The 19,801-nt window shown below is 56.9% G+C and carries 9 protein-coding genes; all 9 read left to right on the top strand.

Annotation, left to right across the window (positions count from 1 at the left end):
* The first annotated feature begins 20 nt into the window (after positions 1 to 20).
* The 9 genes from ACKGJP_RS05930 to ACKGJP_RS05970 all read left to right on the top strand — a co-directional run bounded on the left by ACKGJP_RS05930 (position 21) and on the right by ACKGJP_RS05970 (position 19,698).
* On the top strand, positions 21 to 593 hold the full coding sequence (locus ACKGJP_RS05930; protein ID WP_409344762.1) for an RNA polymerase sigma factor: 573 nt from the start codon (positions 21 to 23) through the stop codon (positions 591 to 593).
* Positions 590 to 2,107 (top strand): DUF4179 domain-containing protein, encoded by a 1,518-nt coding sequence (locus tag ACKGJP_RS05935; RefSeq protein ID WP_409344763.1) that lies wholly within the window; start codon positions 590 to 592, stop codon positions 2,105 to 2,107. Before ACKGJP_RS05930 ends, ACKGJP_RS05935 begins: the two co-directional genes overlap by 4 nt.
* A gap of 478 nt (positions 2,108 to 2,585) precedes the next feature.
* A complete protein-coding gene (locus tag ACKGJP_RS05940; RefSeq protein ID WP_409344764.1) occupies positions 2,586 to 9,953 on the top strand; it encodes a lamin tail domain-containing protein in 7,368 nt (2,455 codons plus the stop codon).
* 602 nt (positions 9,954 to 10,555) lie between these two features.
* Positions 10,556 to 12,274, top strand: coding sequence for an endonuclease MutS2 (locus tag ACKGJP_RS05945; protein ID WP_409344765.1), 1,719 nt, complete (start codon positions 10,556 to 10,558; stop codon positions 12,272 to 12,274).
* A 146-nt stretch (positions 12,275 to 12,420) separates the two neighbouring features.
* Positions 12,421 to 12,609: a hypothetical protein gene (locus ACKGJP_RS05950; RefSeq protein WP_409344766.1), complete on the top strand. Its 189-nt coding sequence runs from the start codon at positions 12,421 to 12,423 to the stop codon at positions 12,607 to 12,609.
* A gap of 145 nt (positions 12,610 to 12,754) precedes the next feature.
* On the top strand, positions 12,755 to 16,456 hold the full coding sequence (locus tag ACKGJP_RS05955) for an Npt1/Npt2 family nucleotide transporter (RefSeq protein WP_409344767.1): 3,702 nt from the start codon (positions 12,755 to 12,757) through the stop codon (positions 16,454 to 16,456).
* 200 nt (positions 16,457 to 16,656) lie between these two features.
* Complete coding sequence (gene nagA / locus ACKGJP_RS05960; RefSeq protein ID WP_409344768.1) at positions 16,657 to 17,814, top strand: N-acetylglucosamine-6-phosphate deacetylase; 1,158 nt, start codon at positions 16,657 to 16,659, stop codon at positions 17,812 to 17,814.
* Positions 17,815 to 18,009: 195 nt separating this feature from the next.
* Positions 18,010 to 18,501, top strand: a complete 492-nt coding sequence (locus tag ACKGJP_RS05965) for an Lrp/AsnC family transcriptional regulator (RefSeq protein ID WP_409344769.1) — start codon at positions 18,010 to 18,012, stop codon at positions 18,499 to 18,501.
* Between the two features lie 15 nt (positions 18,502 to 18,516).
* A complete protein-coding gene (locus tag ACKGJP_RS05970; protein WP_409344770.1) occupies positions 18,517 to 19,698 on the top strand; it encodes an aminotransferase class I/II-fold pyridoxal phosphate-dependent enzyme in 1,182 nt (393 codons plus the stop codon).
* Positions 19,699 to 19,801 lie beyond the last annotated feature (103 nt).

The raw sequence follows: 19,801 nt of genomic DNA on the forward strand, positions 1-19,801 counted from the left end.
GAGACGAGGGGGGAAGAAGCGTGGATTTGGAAAACGAAAGGCGCTTGCTGGAGGAAATACGCAGGGGGAACCAGGAATCGTTCCGGACTTTGGTGAACCCGTTGATCGCCAAAGCGTACCGGTCCGCCTTGACGATACTGGGATCGGCGCAGCTGGCGGAGGATGCGGTGCAAAACGCGCTTATCGAGTCGTATTCCATGATTATGAGCGGGAGAGAAATCCGCCATTTTCAAGGATGGTTCAGCCGCGTCATTGCGCACCGGGCGCTCGATACGGCAAGGAAAGAGAAAAATTACAAGTACAGCTTCGATATTCAGGAGCTGGACATTCAAGATACATCGGACTCTCCGCTCGACAACATGCTGAAAAAAGAGCAGTCCGAACGGCTGATCGAATCCGTCATGACCCTGGAGCTGGAGCAGCGGGCGGTCGTGGTGCTGTTTTACTTCCAGGAGCTCAAAATCGAGGAAATAGCCGAGCTGCTGGGCTTGAAAGAAGGAACGGTGAAATCCCGGCTTTACCACGCCAGACTGAAGCTGAGCCGAAGGCTCCATGGCGATATGCAGCCGCAAGCGAGGGAGTTGACGATATGAAACGGGAAGAGCATTTGAAACGCCAAATCGAGCGGACCATGGACCATATACCGGTTCCCGAATCCTTGTACCGCTTTGCCGCCGAAGTACCGGAGCGGTTTGCGAAGGGCGAGACGAGCTGCGAGGCCGCGCCTCTGCCGGCCGTACGCCGGAGGAAGCCGCGCTTCTTGTTCAAAAGCGCTGCGGCCGCAGCGATTCTGCTGTTTTCTTTTGCTGCCGGCGTCAAAATGTCGCCTACCTTCGCCGCGCTGGCCAAGGGGGTTCCCGGCATCGAAATCGCCATGGATTGGCTGAGCCGGGTAAGGGAGCTGGACGGCGTCCAAACGGCGGTGAACCATGGCTACATGCCGATCGAGCCGGTTACGAAGCAGCTTGGAGGGACGACGATCACGATCGGCGACATCTATTTGACAGATGAAGAGCTGCTCTTCAAAACGTTTATGCAGTCGGAAGATTTCGATGTGGCGGACGAGCGGGGTACGGTCCATTTGTTCGTGGCTCCCGAAAATTTGGAGGGGGGCGGCTCGACGACCGCTGCTTCGATCTCGACGACGACGGACGGCAGCGGCAAGCAAGTGCTCCAAGAGACGTATAAATTTCAACTGACGGAAGGCGCGGCCCAATCGTTTTTGACCAAGGGCGAGGCGCTGCGGCTGACGGTGAGAAAGCATACCTGGGACCGCGATTCGAAGCTTTCCGAAACGAAGTCGCTCGGACAGATCGAGGTGCCGATCGAGCCGGGCAAGCTGCTGCATAACCGGGTGCTGGAGCCGAAGCTGTCGCTGTCTTTCGACGATCGGGACTGGAAGGGATTGACTCTGGAGAAGCTGACGATTCAGCCGACGACGATGAATGTCATTCTGAACGGACTAAAGGGATGGAATTACGACTTTCCCAGAGAAGATGAAACGGCTCCGTACTTAGAAGACGATAAAGGGAATGTGTACCGTTACGATCCGTCCGGCCCCGGCCTTATTCTGGAAGAGGGCAAGCTGCAGCTGCCGTTTTCGTCTTCCGTTTTCTTCGATCCGGATGTCCGAACGCTGACTCTGCATATCGGAGAGCTGGTTGTCGGCGAATGGGAACCGAGCGGCCGGTTTGAGGTAGACTTGAACGGCTCTTTTCCGCAACGGGTGTCGTTCAAAGGCCGCGAGCTCGTGATCGCAGGAGCCGACTATGTTCCGGAGGGGTATCTCCGTTTGAAAATCAGCAAGGAGAATCCCGAACAACGTTTCATGGAAGGCGTCGCCTTCGACATTGCCGAAAAAGAGGATTTGACGGCGAGGTTCGAAAATGAAAGTACGGAAGCGTATGACGAATATGTACGAAAGCAGGGTGAAGACAGGGAAACGTTCAACGTGAGCGGATTCGGAAGCGCCGAGGACTATAACCAAAGACCGTACCTCAGCGTCTATATTCCGGCGCCCAAGCTTGACCGGTATACGGTCACCTTGTCTCGCGCAGGCGATACGATCGTCGTCGACAAAGACTACGCGATTCCGTTGAAGCAGTAGCGCGACGGGATGAAGCGACTTAGGCAAGCCTGCCGGCCGCAGTTCGGCATGGCTTTGGCCGCACGCAATCAGCGTGCGGTTTTTTTGTTTTGTCCAGCGATATAAGAGCCTTTGGCGTCGTCTAAATCGCAGTTTTCTTGGACATTTGGGAAAATAGGAGTCTCGAAAGACTTCTAAAGGTCCTCGATAGGCGGTTCTAGTCGGTTACGAGCGAAATAAGAGCCTTTGGCGTCGTCTAAATCGCGGTTTTCTCGGATATTCGGGAAAATAGGAGTCTCCAACGTCTTCTAAAGGTCCTCGATAGGCGGTTCTATCCGAGTGGAGACGGCGGCAAAGGCGTCAACCGTTTTGGAAAGCTCGTCTGCCGACGGTAAGCCCAGTCCCTTCTTTACAAACTCTTCATGTTCCCATAACAATTCCCAAACACTCCTTCATTACGATAATTCCGTATGGAACTCAAGTACAGCAGGAGGATAACATGAAGGGGAACATCAGAAAGATAGCGATTTCCACGGCAGCCGTCATCAGCGTGATGGCAAGCCAATTCAACGGTTTGCTGCCGTCCGCTCCAAAGGCATTCGCGACGTCGGCGCCGGATCTGCTCATTACGGAACTATCGCCGAACAATGCGGGTGCTGACGATTATGAATTTATCGAGCTCTATAACCGTTCCGACCGCGATCTGTCGCTTTCCGGCTATTCGGTTGTTTACCGGGTGCCAGGAACGCCGCCGACGGACAGGCAGCTGACGCTGCCGGCGAAGTCGATCCGCCCGAACGACTCGGTCGTGCTTTGGTACAACAAATCGGCCAAGTCGGCCGCGGACTTCAACGCGCAATACGGCGTGAATTTGCCGGATGACCGGTTAATCCCTTTTACCGCTTCGACGCCTGCCGGTTTTTCGGGCATGGCCAATACAGGGAGCCGTTCCTTCATCGTTAAGGATGCTGCGGGCAACGAGATCGTCTCCGCCGATTATAAAGACGGGGAGACGAACGACAGCGGCATGGACGTCCATTATAAAATGCCGGGCGACGGGTATACGGCAATGGCGAGACTGGCCGTACTTGCTCCTCCAACGCCGGGTACGGTCGATCCCCGCCAGGTGTCCGCCAACTTGCCTCCGGTTATCGCGCACACGCCTCTATCCGGCGGAAGCGCCGATCAGGATGCGCGCATTTTAGCCGATATCGCAAGCGACGACCAGATGCAAGCCAAGCTTTACTTTCGTACGGCTGCGGATATGCAGTACCGTTCGGTCGCGATGACGAGCGTAACCGGCAGTACATACGAGGCCGTGGTGCCGAAGGAGCTGCTGTGGACGCAATCGCTGCAGTATTATATCGAAGCGACGGACAACGCCAACCCGGCGGCTTTCGAGCATACGGCGTCGGCGCCGGTCTCGGCGGCGATTGCTCCGAGCGCGACGGTACCCGACTATAACGCTTTACCCAAACTGCTTGTAACGGAGCTGGTTCCGGACGGTGCCAATGTCGGAGGCTCCGACGCTTATGAGTTTATCGAGGTGTACAACAATACGAACAAACCGGTCCGGATGAACGATTATCAGATTCTGTACCGGTATCCGGCTGCCGACAATAAGGCCGACGTGAAGCTCGACCTGACGGAAGACAAAGTCGTCGGCCCGCAGGAAAGCTTTGTCGTTTGGACGAAGCCGTCCGGCTCGCCTTCGTTGACGCTTGCGGATTTTAATGCGGCCTACGGCACCTCGCTGGACGAGGGACATGTGACGGCCTTGAGCTGGGCCGGCATGCACAATACGCAAGAGCGTACGATCGTGATTGCCGACAAGCTGGGCAACGAGCTGTCGTCCGCGCGGTATTTGGAGTCCGGAGATGCCAAAGAAGTGGCGGAGGGCAAAGGCATTCTCTATAAATATCGGAATGGCGGCACGGCCATGATCAAGCTGGGTACGATGGAATCGGCAACGCCGGGTCGCGTACTGAACGGTCAAGCGCCTGCTGTGCCGGTCGCCGTTCCGGATGCGCCGAACCCGGCTCCGGTCATCGATCATACGCCGATTACGAAGGTTGACGGCGATCGCGACCTGACCGTTTCGGCCCGCGTAACGGACGATGAGCCGGCTGCGCAGGTCAAGCTGTTTTATCGTCTCGATCCCCTGGCAGCCTATAAGTCCGTCGCTATGACGACTAAGGGCGGAGGGGTGTATGAGGGCAGCGTGCCGAAAGCGGAGCTATGGTCGAACGCCTTCTCGTATTATGTGGAAGCGAGAGACGCGGCCAACCGGGTGACGGCGCCCGCGGACGACAGCAAGCCGTTTATCGCGGCTATTACGCATGAGGGCGACCAAGTCGATGCGAATAAGCTGCCCAAGCTGCTGATTACCGAGCTGGTGCCGGATACCGTCAACATAGGCGGCTCCGACGCTTACGAATACATTGAGGTATACAACAACACGAACAAGCCGATCAATATGAAGGATTATCAGATTGTGTACCGTTATCCGGCCGCCGATCAGAAAGCGGACATCCGGATCGACTTGACGGAGAACAAACAAATCGGTCCTCAGGAAAGCTTTGCCGTGTGGACGAAGAACGATAAAAATACGGCTTTGACGGTTGCGGATTTCAATGCCAATTATCAGTCTTCGCTCGATAGCGGGCATTTGACCGGTGCGGCGTGGGACGGGATGGCGAACGGCTCGGAGCGCACCGTAATCATTGCCGACGATTTCGGCAATGAAATCGCGGCTGCCTCTTATAACCAAGGCGCTACAGACGTTGCCGAAAACAAGTCGATCGTCTATAAATACCCGGCCACGGGGAACACGATGGTTAAGGTCGACGCGATGGCGCCTGCGACGCCGGGGGCGGTTCTGAGCGGACAAGTACCGGCCAAGCCGGTTGCGGGCGGGGAGGATGCGGAATCTCCGGTTATTGCGCATGAACCCGTTTCCGCGGTTGCAGCCGGCGCGAAAGCCGTCTTTACGGCGAACGTGACCGACAACGGCAAGGTGGATCGCGTCACGCTGTTTTACAAGCAGGATACAGGCATGCAGTTCGAAACGACGGCGATGAAGGCAAGCCCCGATCAACCAGGCGCGTTTCAGGCGGAGCTGCCGGCCAAGTCGCTTTGGTCCAAGGAGCTGACCTATTACATCGAAGCTTCGGACGGCGTTAATCTGGCCAAAACGGCCGTATCGACTGCCGCCGTTGCGCACGGGGAGACGGATTTCGCGAAGGTGCCGCAGCTCCTCGTTACGGAAATCGTGCCGGACTCCGTCAATGTCGGGGGATCCGACGGTTATGAATTCATTGAGATCTACAATAATACCGATCGCGATTTGAAGCTGGACGATTACAAGCTCCAGTACCGCTACCCTGACGAAGGAGCGGCGGGCGATCTGATCTGGGCGCCCGACACGGAAGGCCTGATTTTGAAATCTCAGAAGACCATGGTCTTCTGGATTATCAACGGCCCTAACGAGAGTAAAACGGTAGCCGATTTCAACGCCAATTACGGAACGAATCTGGTCGCCAACACCGACATCGTGCGGATGCACAATAACGGCATGGCGAACGACAGCCCGCGGGGCATCGTCGTGGCGACCAATATCGGCAAAGAGCTTTCCAAAGGCTTTTATTGGGACGAAAAGATCGACGACACGAAAGAAAACAAAGGCATCTTGTATAAATATCCGGTTGACGGAACGAATAATTTGATCAAAATCAGCAGCGGCACGCAGCCTGCGACACCGGGGAGCGTCCTTGCCGGACAGGTTCCCGCTGCGGCCGTCAAGCTGGCCGACGATACGATTCCGCCGGTCGTGACCGACAAAACCGGGCAAACGGAAGCGGACGAGACGGACAACATCCGGCTGACCGCTGCGGCTCAGGACGATGTCGCGGTCAAAACGGTTACGTTGTACTACAAAGCAAACGATCAAACGGCATTTACGAAGGCTAATCTTCGTCAGGACTACGACGACAAGCTGTACTACTACACGATATATTCGCCGGAGCTTCTCGGCAAGACCGCGATCACGTACTATTACGAGGCTGGAGACGGCACGAACGTTACGAAGAGCGCGACCAAAACGATCGCGATCCGTTCCGACCGCAGCGAGGAGCCGTTAAGGCTGAACGTCAATAAGGATCAGGTCGTAACGGGCGCAACGCTGCTGAAGGGAACTTCATCGCTGACGGCTCCGGAGGCGCTTGAGCTGTATGTGGACGGCGTTAAGCAGACCTCCACGTACGGCGCTCTCGAAAGGGAAGCTTACTTCGCTTTTGAATTGAAGAAGACGAACCTCTTTTTCAAAAACGGCGTGACGATGGGGAACGACATCCTGAAGGTTTATGACGATGAAACCGACCAGTATACGACCTTGTCGGTACCGGTGCAGCCGGAGCGCCTGATCAAAGGGCAGCGCAACGTCATCTCGATCCGTTCGGGAACGAAGGTATCGCCGTTCGATAACGATTCGGAGGAGAACCGCGACGATTTCTATGTGCGGAACGTACGGCTGGTCCTCGCCGACGGTACCGTCGTTAGAGATGCGATATATGCCGACCCGAATAAGGAACTGTCCGTAGGGGACGGAACGGGCGCTATGCCGGTTGTGGATTTCGGCTTTACGATTCCGGACGAGAAATTCAATTCCAAAGCGTATTTGTGGGATACCAAGAACGCGGCCGAGGGCTCTCATACCGTCAAGATCGTCGACCCGACTCAGCAGCCGATCGCGGAGTCCGTTACGAACGTTTACGTCGATAATACGGCTCCCGTAATCATTCCAGGCCTGGTTGAAGGGCGCGAGTATAAGGGACGCCTTGTAATCGACGCGGAGGCGAGCGACGCAATAGCCGGAATCGGCAGCGTAGAAGCGAAGCTTGACGATAAGGCCGTCACGCTGCCGATGCAGACTTCATCTGCGCTGCTGGCGCCGGGCAATCACAAGCTGACCGTCAAGGCAATCGATAAGGCCGGCAACGCTGCGGAGGTTGCGGTAAACTTCCGTGTTGTTGAAGAAATGCCGCACAAGCCGGAGCTCGTTTCTCCTGCAACTGACGAGAAGCTTTCCGGGACTGCCGCCACACTTCAGGTAAAGGTGACGGATCCGACCGGCGATGCGATGGATGTGTCGTTCTATCAGGGCTTTCACTACGATGTGAACGACCGGCCAGGCGTCAAGGCGTTTGCGAACGCCGTAGACCGCGAGCCGCCGCAGCAGCAGCGGCCGGAGGGAGAAGCCGCGTTTACGGATGAAGAGTACCGCAAGGTGCAGGCGCTTGACGGTAATTATTTGGTCAGCGATTCGATGACCCAGTTTCCGTACCAGCGCTTCGAAGTGAAGCTCGACCCGGCTGTGGATGCGACCGATGACGTCGAGCTGGTGTGGAAGGGCAAATCGCTGGAAGGCCGCAAGGTGACGATGTACGCCTGGAATCATAAAGAGGGACGCTGGTCCGTTATCGATCATCGCGTGGCCGGTACCGAAGATTTCACGCTTCAGGGTCATGTGCGGACGGAAGATTTTGCTCGCGAACAGACGATTAACGTCATGATCCAGGATGAAATTCCGAGCAGTCCGGAGCAGTACGACTATACCTTCGTGTGGATGTCGGATACGCAGTATTATTCGGAGAGCTATCCGCACATTTACCGCAAGGAAGTTGACTGGATCAAGGACAACAAAGAAGATTTGAAAATCAAGTACGTCTTTCATACGGGAGATATCGTCGACAAAAGTTATCAGGAGTACCAGTGGGTGAACGCCGACGGCGACATGAAGGTGCTGGACGAGGCGAACATTCCGTACGGCGTGCTTGCCGGAAACCATGACGTTAACCATAAGGACGAGGACTACACGAAATATTCGCAATATTTCGGGGAGGACCGTTTCAAAGACAAGCCGTATTACGGCGGCTCCTACAAAAACAACCGCGGCCACTACGATCTGATTTCGGCCGGGGGCAACGACTTCATAATGCTTTATATGGGCTGGGGCATTACGGACGAGGATTTGGTTTGGATGAACCAAGTGCTGGCCGACCATCCGGACCGGAAGGCGTTCCTGAACTTCCATGAATACCTGCTTGTGTCGGGCAACCGCAGCCCGATCGCCAACCGCATTTACGAGAAAGTGGTGCTGCCGAATCCGAACGTCATCGCGGTGCTCAGTGGTCATTACCATGACAGCGAGATGAAAGCGGACGAGATCGACGACAACGGCGACGGCACGGCGGATCGCACGGTGTATCAGATGCTTGCCGATTACCAGGGCGGCCCGGAAGGCGGACAAGGGTACATGCGTTTGCTCCATTTCGATACCAAGAACAACAAAATTATCGTCAACACGTACTCGCCGTACATGAACGATTACAATTTCTACGATACGGATCAGTATCCGGGAAAAGACGAATTCACGATTAACGTCGACCTTCAGCCAAAGCTGAAGCGCGTAGCTACCGACTATTTTGCGGTAAACGTCTATACCGACACGCTGGTCGGCAAAGCGAAGCAAACGGCTAGCGGCGCCATGGCGTCGGCGAATTGGAGCGGGCTGACGGCGAATAAGGAATATGAATGGTACGCCATAGCGGCAGACGGCTTCGACGGCTCCGCCCGTTCGGATATTTGGAGCTTCCGCAGCGGAAGCGGTAGTTCGAGCGGCGGTTCGAACGGAGGCACAGGCGGAGCAACGGATAGCGGCGCGAAGCAGCCGGATTCGAAGCCTTCGGACAAGGAAGCGGCGATTCGCGTGGACGACAAAGCGGAAATCGCCAAGCTGGACGGGGCGACGAACGGGCGGCATGTCATTAAGCTGGACGCGGAAGTTTCTGCGAATGCCAAAGCGCCGATCACCGTCGAAATCGGGACGTCCGTCCTGAAGCTGGCAGGAGAAAAATCCGTCGACGTCATCTTCCATGCAAACGGCCTATCGATTACGATTCCGGCTAACGCCATTCCGGCCGACAAGCTCGGAGCGGGAACGCTGACGCTGAGCATAGACGCGACGAGCGCGAATGCCCAGGCGCAAACGGATATCGCCAAAGCGGCAAGCCAAGATCCGTCATACCGCCCGACCGGCAGCTATATCGACCTGAAGCTGTTTGCCGGTTCCGAGCTCATTAGCGGCTTCGTCAAGAAAGTGACGGTCGAAATCGGGCTGAGCCAGGATACGCTAAGCGGGTTGAATCTTGATTATGCCGGAGTTTACTATGTGAACGGCGGTCAAGCGGAGTATGTCGGGGGCACGTTCGAAGGCAATAAAGCGATTTTCCAAACGAATCATTTCTCGACCTACGCGGTTATGGAATACGAGAAGCAATTTGCCGACATGGCGGGACAGTGGGCGGAAGGCTATGTCAAAAAGCTGGCGGCCAAGCATATTGCCCAAGGGATGACCGAGCAGGCGTTTGCGCCGAACGAAACGGTTACGCGGGCGCAGTTCGCGACTTTCCTGATGCGTGCGCTAGGTTACCCGCAGTCCCTTGCTTATGCCGGTGAATTCCAGGACGTGAAAGCCGGCAGCTATTACGCGGGATATGTGGCTGAAGCGGTGAAGCTTGGCATTATTCAGAAGGATACGGCATTCCGGCCGGATAGCGACGTCACCCGCGAGGAAGCGGTCGTTATGCTGATGCGCGCCTACGGGCAGCTCGTTCAGCATCCGGCAAATGCGAAAGGAACCGCCTTTGCGGATCAGTCCTCGATATCCGAATGGGCGAAAGAAGCTGTGAGCCTGGCAAAAGCGCTAGGCATTCTGGAGGGAAGAGAAGACGGGGCATTCGCGCCGAAAGCATCGTTAACGCGTGCCGAAACAGCCAAGCTGATCATCGAATTGCTGAAGCAAAAATAACGGATCCATAGCTTGCGGCCCGCAGAGCGTTTCTGCGGGCCGTTTTTGACGGATTGCCTTACATTTCCTTGCATTTTCGGACGGCAGTGGAATGTTTGCCTATAACGATAGTCGCCGCTTGATTTCGATTTGCGGCTTCGGCTAAGATGAACGTAACCACATTAACGGGGGAATTTTGATGTCTGCGTTGGTTCTTAACTAATTCAATTTCATAGGTTGGCGCGGTTTGATCCTGTTTGAAGCGAGACAACGGCTCCTTAGGAGCTGAGGCTGCAAAACGGTTGACGATGCGAATGGCGCGGCAAGGATTGTGTGCCGGCGATTTGAAAATGTTCCGTTTTACCTGCCCTTATTTGTCTATGTCCGATAACGTTCTGCGCCGACGGAAATTAGTTAAGAATAACGGTTCATGACGAAGCCCAGGATATGTCTATCGTGAGCTAGCCGTGCGTTCTTTGCGCACGGCTTTTTCTGTTTTCCGCGGGATAGTTGCGTCCTGCGGAGCGATTGACGTTCCCCCAAACAGGCAGAGGATGAATGCTGTTCATCTTTCTGTCTTTTTTGCGTTCCCCCAAAACTATATCCGTAGAGGAGCATGCAAAGTGAACGAAAATACGATGAAACGTTTGGAATACGACAAAATCAAAGAAAAGCTGGCCGATTACGCCATGTCTTACCTCGGAAAAGCTCATGTTTCGAATATGCACCCGCTCGGCGACATAAAGCGAATCGAGCGGATGCTGAACGAAACGGACGAGGCGCGAACGATCATCGACCACGGGGCAAGCGTGCCGATTCCTTCGCTGGAAGGCTTGGAGCCGGTTATGCAGCTGGTCGGCACCGGATATGTCCTGAGTGAAACCGAGCTTACGCATATAGCCCGGCTGGTCGAAAGCACGGGACAGCTTATGAGGTTTATGGAGAAGCGGGAACCGGTCGCGCCGACGGTGAGCGGCTACGCCAAGTCGCTCCATGAGCTGAAAGGGCTGCGGCAGGAAATCGAGCGGTGCGTCCGTCATGGGCGTGTCGATGATCATGCCAGCAAAGAATTGGCCAAAATCCGCAGCAAAATCGCGATCGCCGAGGAGCGGATCAAGAAAAAGCTGGAAAGCGCGATGAACAAGTACCGCTCCTATTTGCAGGAAACCGTCGTGAGCATGCGGAACGGCCGTTACGTGCTGGCGGTCAAGAAGGAGCATCGCAGACAGGTGGCGGGTACCGTCCTGGACGAATCGGCCAGCGGGCAGACGGTGTTCATGCAGCTGCACGACATCGCCGGCCAGCAGCTGGAGCTGGCGGAGCTCCGCGCCGAGGAGGCGGTGGAGGAGGGCAAAGTGCTCGGCATGCTGACGGGCCTGGTGGAGGATAGCAAGCATGAGCTGGAGGTCAATCTGGAGACGATCGGCCACTACGACTTCCTGTTCGCCAAAGCCAAGCTGGCCAAGACGTACGAAGGACGCAAGGTAGCGCTTAATACGGAGGGACGCATCGCGATCAGAAGCGGAAGACACCCGCTGCTCGGCAGCAAGAGCGTGCCGCTCGATTTCAGGATCGGCGGCGCCTACCGGTCGTTAATCATCACCGGACCGAATACCGGCGGCAAGACGGTCAGCTTGAAAACGATCGGCCTGCTGACGTTGATGGCGCAGTCCGGGCTGCTCGTTCCCGTCGGAGAGAACAGCAAGCTGGCGATTTATACGAACGTGGCAGCCGATATCGGCGACGGGCAAAGTATCGAACAGTCGCTGAGCACGTTTTCGTCGCATATCCGCAATGTGATCGATATTTTGAAGACGGCCGGTCCGTCCACGCTCGTGCTGCTCGACGAGCTCGCGACGGGCACCGATCCGGGCGAAGGCGTCGGATTGTCGATCGCCGTGCTGGAGGAGCTGCACCGGCGCGGGACGACGGTCGTGGCGACGACGCATTATAACGAGATCAAAAATTTCGCGGGACGCACGCCGGGTTTTCAGAACGCGCGAATGGAATTCGACACCGAAACGCTGCAGCCCTTGTACCGGCTGCGGATCGGCGAGGCGGGACAAAGCTACGCCTTCTTCATCGCGCAGAAGCTCGGCATGCCGGAAGCGATCGTCGAACGCTCGCGGCAGATTGCGGACGGCCGGCGGCTGCGAAAAGGGATGCGGATGACGCGCTGCAGCCGTTTGGCGCGGGCGGGAAGCCGGAGGGGGATGAGGCCGACTCGGCCGCAGGCGAGCACGCTATCCTCTCGGACGATGAGCAGGAGGACGGCGAAGCCGGGGAAGGAAGCGCCGAATCGGCGAAAGAAACAGAAACAGAAGCAGGAACCGGAGCTGTAGCCGGAGCTGAGAAAAGCCCCGCTGAACAAGAGTCGCCTGCCGGCAACCGGCCTCTCCGGAAGGGCGACTGCGTCTGGATCCATTCGCTCGGCCGAACGGGCATCGTCTGCGAGCTGCCCGACGCGCGCGGCAATGTGACCTTGCTCGTGCAGAAGCAGCAGGTCAAAGCGAACGTCAAGCGGCTGTCCCTTTACATCGAGAGCAGCAAGCTGTATCCGGGCGAAGATTACGACATGGACATCGTCTTCGAATCGAAGGATGTCCGCAAGAAGCGCAAGTTGCTAAGCCGCAAGCATGTGGAAGGGCTGACGATCGAGAAGCCCGGCGGCAATTAACTCCATCGTAAAGAGGAAAAGAAATTTTTATAGGTACCCGGCAGGATTTAACGGCTCTTTTCGTGAATTGGTATAGCTGTAAGGACATGGGACTGGAGTCCCGTGTCCGGCAATGTCATGTTCACGCGGGAGTCGATCATCGTCCATGAAAGCATCCGTCTTCGAAGCGCCCTTACAAGCCTTCTTGCAAAAATTTGCGGCCGACCGGGAGGAATACGTCAAAGTATTTCTCCTGTTCGGTTATTTGTTCTGCGTCGTATCGGCCTCGACGATCGGCAGAACCGCTGCGGATACCTTGTTTTTGAGCCATTTTGACGCATCGCGGCTGTCCTTCATGTATTTGCCGCAGTCGGCCGCGCTGCTGCTTGCGGGAGTCTTGTATCAGAGGTTCTGCTCCAAGCTGCGTCCGGACCGGCTGAATGTGTCCGTGATCGCTTCGGTATCGGTTCTTGTCGTCGTGACGAGGCTGCTGGCGGGTTTCGGCTTCCAATGGATATATCCGGCTATGTACATCGGGTACGATGTGTTCAATTTTCTCATGATCGTCTGCTTCTGGCAGTTTGCGACGTCCGTCATGGACCAGCGCAAGGCGAAACGGATGATCGGACTCGTCGGAAGCGGCGGGATCGTCGGCGGCATCGTCAGCGGCTTCGGCCTGAAGGCGCTCGTTCATCCGCTCGGGACCCTGAATCTTATATTCGTGTATGCCGCGCTCCAACTGCTCTGCCTAGTCTGGGTGCGCTTGCTCGTGAAGCGGCTTTCCGATCCGGCTGCGGCTTTCGCCGCGGGGGCGAAGCCGAGAGCCCCGGGACAGGCGGGGAGCAAACGGAAACGGGAAGAGACGGGCGGTTTGTTTCGCAGCGCACCGCATCTTAAATATGTCGCAGTCATCGCAGCAACCGTCGTGCTGTCGCTGACGATCATCGATTACCAGTTCAAGGTCGTCATGCGCGGCACGCTGCAAAATGAAGCGTTGGCCGGATTTATGGGCAATTTTTACGGGATATCCGGTATTTTAGCCCTACTCGTGCAGTTGTTCGTCTCCGGTAAAATCATTTCCAGGTTCGGTGTGATGACCGCTTTGCTCCTCTTTCCCGCCGTTCTGTTTGCGGGAGCCTCCGCATTCCTGTTCCTTCCTGCATTGGCCGTTGCCGCGGCCGTCAAGGGAAGCGACAAAGTGGTGGGAGACACCGTTTATTCATCGGTCAGCCAGCTCGTGATGTTCCCGGTTTCACCGGAGCATCGCAGCCGGGCCAAAGGCTTTCTGGACGGCATCGTCCGTAACGGGGCGAAAGGGATCGCAGGCGTCAGCTTGATGATCCTGCCTCCGTTTCTGCAGATTCACCAGTTCAGCTTCATCGTGCTGGGCTTGCTCGCGCTTTGTATCGCTGCTGCGGTTAAGGTCAAGCAACCGTATATGCAGACGCTGCTTTCTTCGCTCCAAACGAGGGAGCTCGATTTTCAGGAGACGGGCGTCGATCTGATGGATGCCGCCAGCCGTAAAGTGCTGACCGATGCGCTGCAGAGTCCGGATCCCATTCAAGCGGCGTATGCGTTAAAAATATTGCAAAGCATCCATGCGTTCGATTTGACGCCTTACGTACCGGGTCTGCTGCGTCATCCGGCGGCCGAGGTTCGCGTAGAGGGCTTAAAATGGATTCAGCGGCACGTGCCGCAGGGGATGGAACCGCATATTGAAGCGGTATGGCAGTCGTTCGATACCGGCGTCAAACCGTACGCCGTACTTGCTATGGCGGCGTACGCCGACGCGGAAAATTTGGAAAGGATCGCCGGCCTGTTGGAAGAGCGGGACGTGAAGGTGAAAGCGGCGGCAATCGCCGGACTAATCAAATATTACGGCATCGAGGGCATGTTCCGCGCTGTCGGGCCGTTTCGCTCCATGTTGGAAAGCGAGCGGGAGAAGGAGCGGATCGAGGTTGCGCTTATTTTCGGCCAAATCGGCATTGCCGGCTTCTATAAGCCTCTCCTCTCGCTTCTGGAGGACCGCTCTCCTCACGTGAGGAATGCCGCGCTGGAATCGGCCGGCTTGCTGCAAGTTCCGGAGCTGGTTCCGGCGATCGTCCCTATGCTGAAGCCGAGCGAAACGCGCGAGCAGGCTGCGCATGCGCTAGCCGGCTATGACGAGAATAAGCTGCTTCCGCTTCTGGAGCCTTATTTCCCGTCGAATGACGAGACGGCCGCTGTCGAGCAAACGGAAGGGGCTGCCGCCCATTTGCCGGGCGTACTGGAGCGTGTCGGGACGCTGCGCGCCTTCGAGCTGTTGATCGGCCGCTACGAACAGGCATCGGCAGACTTGCGTTCCGTCTTTTTAAGCGCCTTGGCGCGCATGTTCCGCCGAGTGAACGGGATCGACCGGGGAGCCGTCGAGCGGCTCGTCCTGCACGAGGCTGACTTGTTTGCCCACTACGCCGAGCAGGGCGAAGGCTTGCAAGGGATAGAAGGGCTTCGTTACGCGAATGAGACGATTCAAACGATCCGCACGCAAACGGTTCGCCGCGCCTTCCAATTGCTCGCGCTTCTCTACGATTCGAAAACCGTTCAAGCCGTTTATGCCGGCTGGGAGGAAGGAGATGCCCGCAGGCAGGCGAATGCGGCCGAAGTGGCGGATCAGCTGCTGCAGGGCGCCGTTCGAACGGAGGTTCTTAAAATGATGGCCTTCGTGCCTGCAGCAGCGCACCAGCCGCCAGCCAAGGCTGTCGATAGCCGCCTGGTCCGGCTGTATGAGCGGGACGGCGAATGGCTGCGAGCGTGCATCGCATACGGCGTTTACGTCTCGCCCGGCAGCGGCGCCTGGCCGGAGATAGCCAAGCGTGTGGAACGGCTGCCGCAAGGAAGCCGGGAGCGGATATGCGAGCAGGTCGAGCAGGTGGTTCTTCTGCGGAATATAGGCATTTTTGCCGGCTTGCAGGGGAAGGATTTGTCGGTCATCGCGTCTTATTTGCAGCAGGTGGATGTGTTAGCGGGAGAAGCCGTCATCCGCGAAATGGAGGAAGGCAGCTCGCTGTATGTGATCCGGGAAGGGAGAGCGGTCGTTTCCAAGGGAGGAACGGCGCTTGGGGCGCTGCAAACCGGCGATTGCTTCGGCGAAATGGCGGTACTGACGCAGAGCGTCCGGACGGCTACCGTACACGCCGAATCGAATTTACGGCTCTGGCGGCTGGAATCCGAAGCGTTCTACGAAATGGCCTTCGACAAGACGGAAATTGCGCTTGAGCTCATGCGGCTCCTATCGCAAAGGCTGCGCAGCGTCAATCAGAAATACGGACGAACGCTAAGCGCCGATATGCCCGGTTATACGGCCGACGGCTCCTATGCGGCAGCCGCAAGGGAGGAAGGGATGGGTGAAGGCGCGAACGCCGGCAACCGCGAACGGCCGACCGGACAAGAAGAGCCGGTGCAAACGAATAGCGGGATATTGCTGCGGCGCATGCTCGTCCTGCAAAAGATCGATCTGTTCGCCCATGCATCGCAGGAAGACGTCATTCGTCTGGCGCATATGGTAGACGAGACGGTGTACGAGTCGGGCGAAACCATTTGCGCCGCGGGCGACGAAGGCGATGCGCTGTTCGGCATTATCGAAGGCGGCGTCCGCGTGCACCGCGGGGAGGAAACGCTCGCGATGCTGGAGGTCGGCGCTTGCTTCGGCGAAATGGCGATCATCGACGACGAGCCGCGTTCCGCCGACTGTACGGCCGAAGGCCGGACGGTATTGCTGAAGCTCACGAAGGAGCAAGTGCTGGGTTTCTGCTTCCGCCATACCGGCGTGCTGAGAAGCATGATGCGCGTACTGGCCGAGCGGCTCAAGGATACGCAGTCGCGCGGCTGAAAGGATCAAAGACCGCCGAAGCGAAGGGGGATCTCCCGCCGCCTCGGCGGTTTTTCCATGTGAAACCCAATCCGCCGTAAATCTGCAGCGAGTGCTTTTCAGGCCGCTTGGCTAAGGGAGACGGCGGATTCTAGAAGTTGTAAGGGCCTGACGCCTTATAGTAGACTGAAAATCACGAAGCACGCTAAGGGGGAAATGAGATGTCCACCATACTTATCAGCAATGTGTTCATAGCCGAAAAAGACCGTACGGCTGAAGCAAGCATACTCGTACGTGACGGACGTATCCGATCCGTGCATATAGGTTCCGATTCGAAGGTTGCGGCGGCGGATGCGGATTCCTTCCTTGACGGCGGAGGTCGACTGCTCATTCCCGGCATGATCGACGTTCACATTCACGGAGCCGACGGCTTTGACATGATGGACGGCACGGTCCGCAGCGTGGAGGCCGTTTCGGAAGCTTGCGCCAGAACGGGCTGCACCTCGTTTCTTGCGACTTCCGTTTCTTCCTCGCTCGAGGATCTGCTTGCCATGATCGGGAACGTAAGCCGTGTCGCCGGCAAAGAACCGGGCGCGCTCATCGCGGGTCTGCATCTGGAAGGCCCGTACTTGAACGTAAAACGCAAGGGTATGCAGAACGAACGGCATTTGCGCCATCCCGACCGCGAAGAAATGGAACGCATCCTCCAGCAAGCCGGTCCGCTAGTCAAAATGGTCACCTTGGCTCCGGAGCTGCCAGGAGGGCTCGACCTGATCCGGATGCTCGCGGAGCGCGGCATTATCGCGGCCGTAGCTCATACGGACGCGACTTACGAGGAGGCGAAGGAAGCTTTCCGCACGGGGGCGAGTCACGTTACGCATTGCTGCAACGGCATGCGCCCGATCCATCATCGCGATCCCGGGCTGGTCGTAGCCGCCTTCGAGGAGCCTCATGTCAGCGTGCAAGCGATCGTCGACGACGTTCATTTGCACCCCGCCATGGTTCGCCTGCTCTATAGGGAGAAGGGCGCAGAGCGGATGGTGCTCATTACGGATGCGCTTCAGGCCATGGGCATGGGCGACGGCGAATACCGTTTCGGCGGGCATGACGTCCGCGTCTCCGGGGGCGTCGCGACGCTGAAAGACGGTACGCTGGCTTCGAGCACGGTGACGATGAACGAAGCGCTCGCCAAAGCGGTGAAAGCGGGCATTCCCCTGCACGATGCCGTTCGAATGGCGACGGAAACGCCTGCCGAGGTGCTGGGCCTTGCGAATAAAGGAAAGCTGGCACCGGGAGCGGATGCGGATCTTGTGCTGCTGAACGAACGATTCGAGGTCGTTTGGACGATGATCGGAGGAAGAATCGCGTTTGCGCGATAATTCGTATGCCGGGAAGCGGCGCATCCGCTTCATGACGCATTATTTGGCGCTCATGAAAGGAAGCGTGCTTCTCGTCCGAATGCCGCATGTTTTCTTTGCACGATCTTGCAATTTGGGTGTATAGTGGAACAAGGAACTCGGTATGCCGCCAACAAACCGGTCCGTATTTCAATAGCCACTGGGAGGTTTTACGAAATGACTGAACTGAAGATGAAAATTCTTGACCTACTCAAGGAAGACGCACGCAGAAGCGCGGATCTGATCGCGACGATGCTGGGCGTGGATCGAGCGGAAGCGGCGGCGGCGATAGCGGAACTCGAACAAGATCACGTCATTGTCAAATATGCGACGGTTGTAAACCAAAGCAAGGTGGACGACGAGAAAGTAACCGCTCTGATCGAAGTGCAAATTACGCCGGAACGCGGACGCGGCTTCGACGCGATTGCGGAACGCGTTTATTTATATCCGGAAGTGAAATCGGTCTATCTGATGTCAGGCGCGTACGACCTGCTCGTCGAAGTGGAAGGCAGAACGTTGAAGGAGGTCGCTTCGTTCGTTTCCAACAAGCTGTCTCCGATCGATCGCGTTCTTTCTACCAAAACGCACTTTATTCTCAAAAAATATAAGCAAGACGGCATCATCTTCGAGGATCACGAAGAAGATCACCGGATGCTCATCACGCCGTAGGGGGGATAAAGGGCCATGGAAAAAACGAAAACCATGCAGGATTACTTATCCCCGCTCGTTCGCGACATTCCGCCTTCGGGGATCCGGAAATATTTCGACTTGGCCAGCGGCAGCAAGGATATCATAACCCTTGGCGTCGGCGAGCCCGATTTCGCAACGCCATGGCACGTCCGCGAGGCGGCGGTTTATTCGCTCGAACGCGGCATGACCAAATACACGTCGAACGCCGGGATGATCGAGCTGCGCGAAGAAATTTGCGGATATTTGAATAATAGCTTCAATGTGGCATACGACCCTGCAAGCGAAGTCATCGTCACGGTCGGCGGCAGCGAAGCGATCGACCTGGCGCTTCGCGCGCTCATCGAGCCTGGCGACGAAATTTTGATTCCCGAGCCGTGCTTCGTGGCGTACTCGCCGATTACGGCGATCAGCGGCGGCGTGCCCGTCGGCATCGAAACGTTCGCCAAGGACGGCTTCAAGCTGACGCCGGAGCTGCTGAAGGCGCATATTACGCCGCGCTCCAAAGTGCTGCTTCTCAGCTACCCGAGCAATCCGACCGGCGGCATCATGACGTACGAGGATATGCTGCCGATCGCGAAGCTGGTCGAGGAGAACGACCTGATCGTCATCTCCGACGAAATATACGCCGAGCTTACTTACGGCCACAAACACGTAAGCTTCGCGGCGATGCCGGGCATGAGAGACCGGACGATACTCGTCAGCGGCTTCGCCAAGGCGTTCGCGATGACGGGCTGGCGTCTCGGCTATGCATGCGGACACCGGGACATCCTGTCGGCCATGCTGAAAATTCATCAATACACGGTCATGTGCGCTCCCGCCATGGCGCAGGTGGCAGCTCTCGAGGCTTTGCGCAACGGCAGAGAAGAGAAAGACCGGATGATGGAGTCTTACAACCAGCGCCGCAGGCTTGTGGTCAAGGGCTTTCGCGACATCGGACTCGAGTGTCATGAACCGGAAGGCGCCTTCTATGCGTTTCCTTCGATCGAATCGACGGGCCTCAGCTCGGACGAATTCGCCCAGCGCCTCATTTTCGAAGCGAAGGTAGCGGTCGTACCCGGACATGTTTTCGGCCGCGGCGGCGAAGGCTTTATCCGCTGCTCGTATGCGTCTTCGGTCAGCCAGCTGACGGAAGCGATCGACAGAATGGGTAATTTTTTGAGGAGGTTGGGCTCGTAATCACGATAGCGCGCAATCGTATCTGCACTTTATAAGAATCATCAAAGACCTGACATCGCCCCCGAAGGGCAGTCAGGTCTTTTTTAATGGATGTGAGAATAAG

The organism is Paenibacillus litoralis (genome assembly GCF_046244365.1).
Taxonomy (GTDB): Bacteria; Bacillota; Bacilli; order Paenibacillales; family NBRC-103111; genus Paenibacillus_V.

Coding starts and splice junctions, on each gene's coding strand:
- ACKGJP_RS05935 (WP_409344763.1), top strand. CDS start 590: ATGAAACGGGAAGAGCATTTGAAACGCCAAATCGAGCGGACCATGGAC.
- ACKGJP_RS05940 (WP_409344764.1), top strand. CDS start 2,586: ATGAAGGGGAACATCAGAAAGATAGCGATTTCCACGGCAGCCGTCATC.
- ACKGJP_RS05955 (WP_409344767.1), top strand. CDS start 12,755: ATGAAAGCATCCGTCTTCGAAGCGCCCTTACAAGCCTTCTTGCAAAAA.
- nagA (WP_409344768.1), top strand. CDS start 16,657: ATGTCCACCATACTTATCAGCAATGTGTTCATAGCCGAAAAAGACCGT.
- ACKGJP_RS05965 (WP_409344769.1), top strand. CDS start 18,010: ATGACTGAACTGAAGATGAAAATTCTTGACCTACTCAAGGAAGACGCA.
- ACKGJP_RS05970 (WP_409344770.1), top strand. CDS start 18,517: ATGGAAAAAACGAAAACCATGCAGGATTACTTATCCCCGCTCGTTCGC.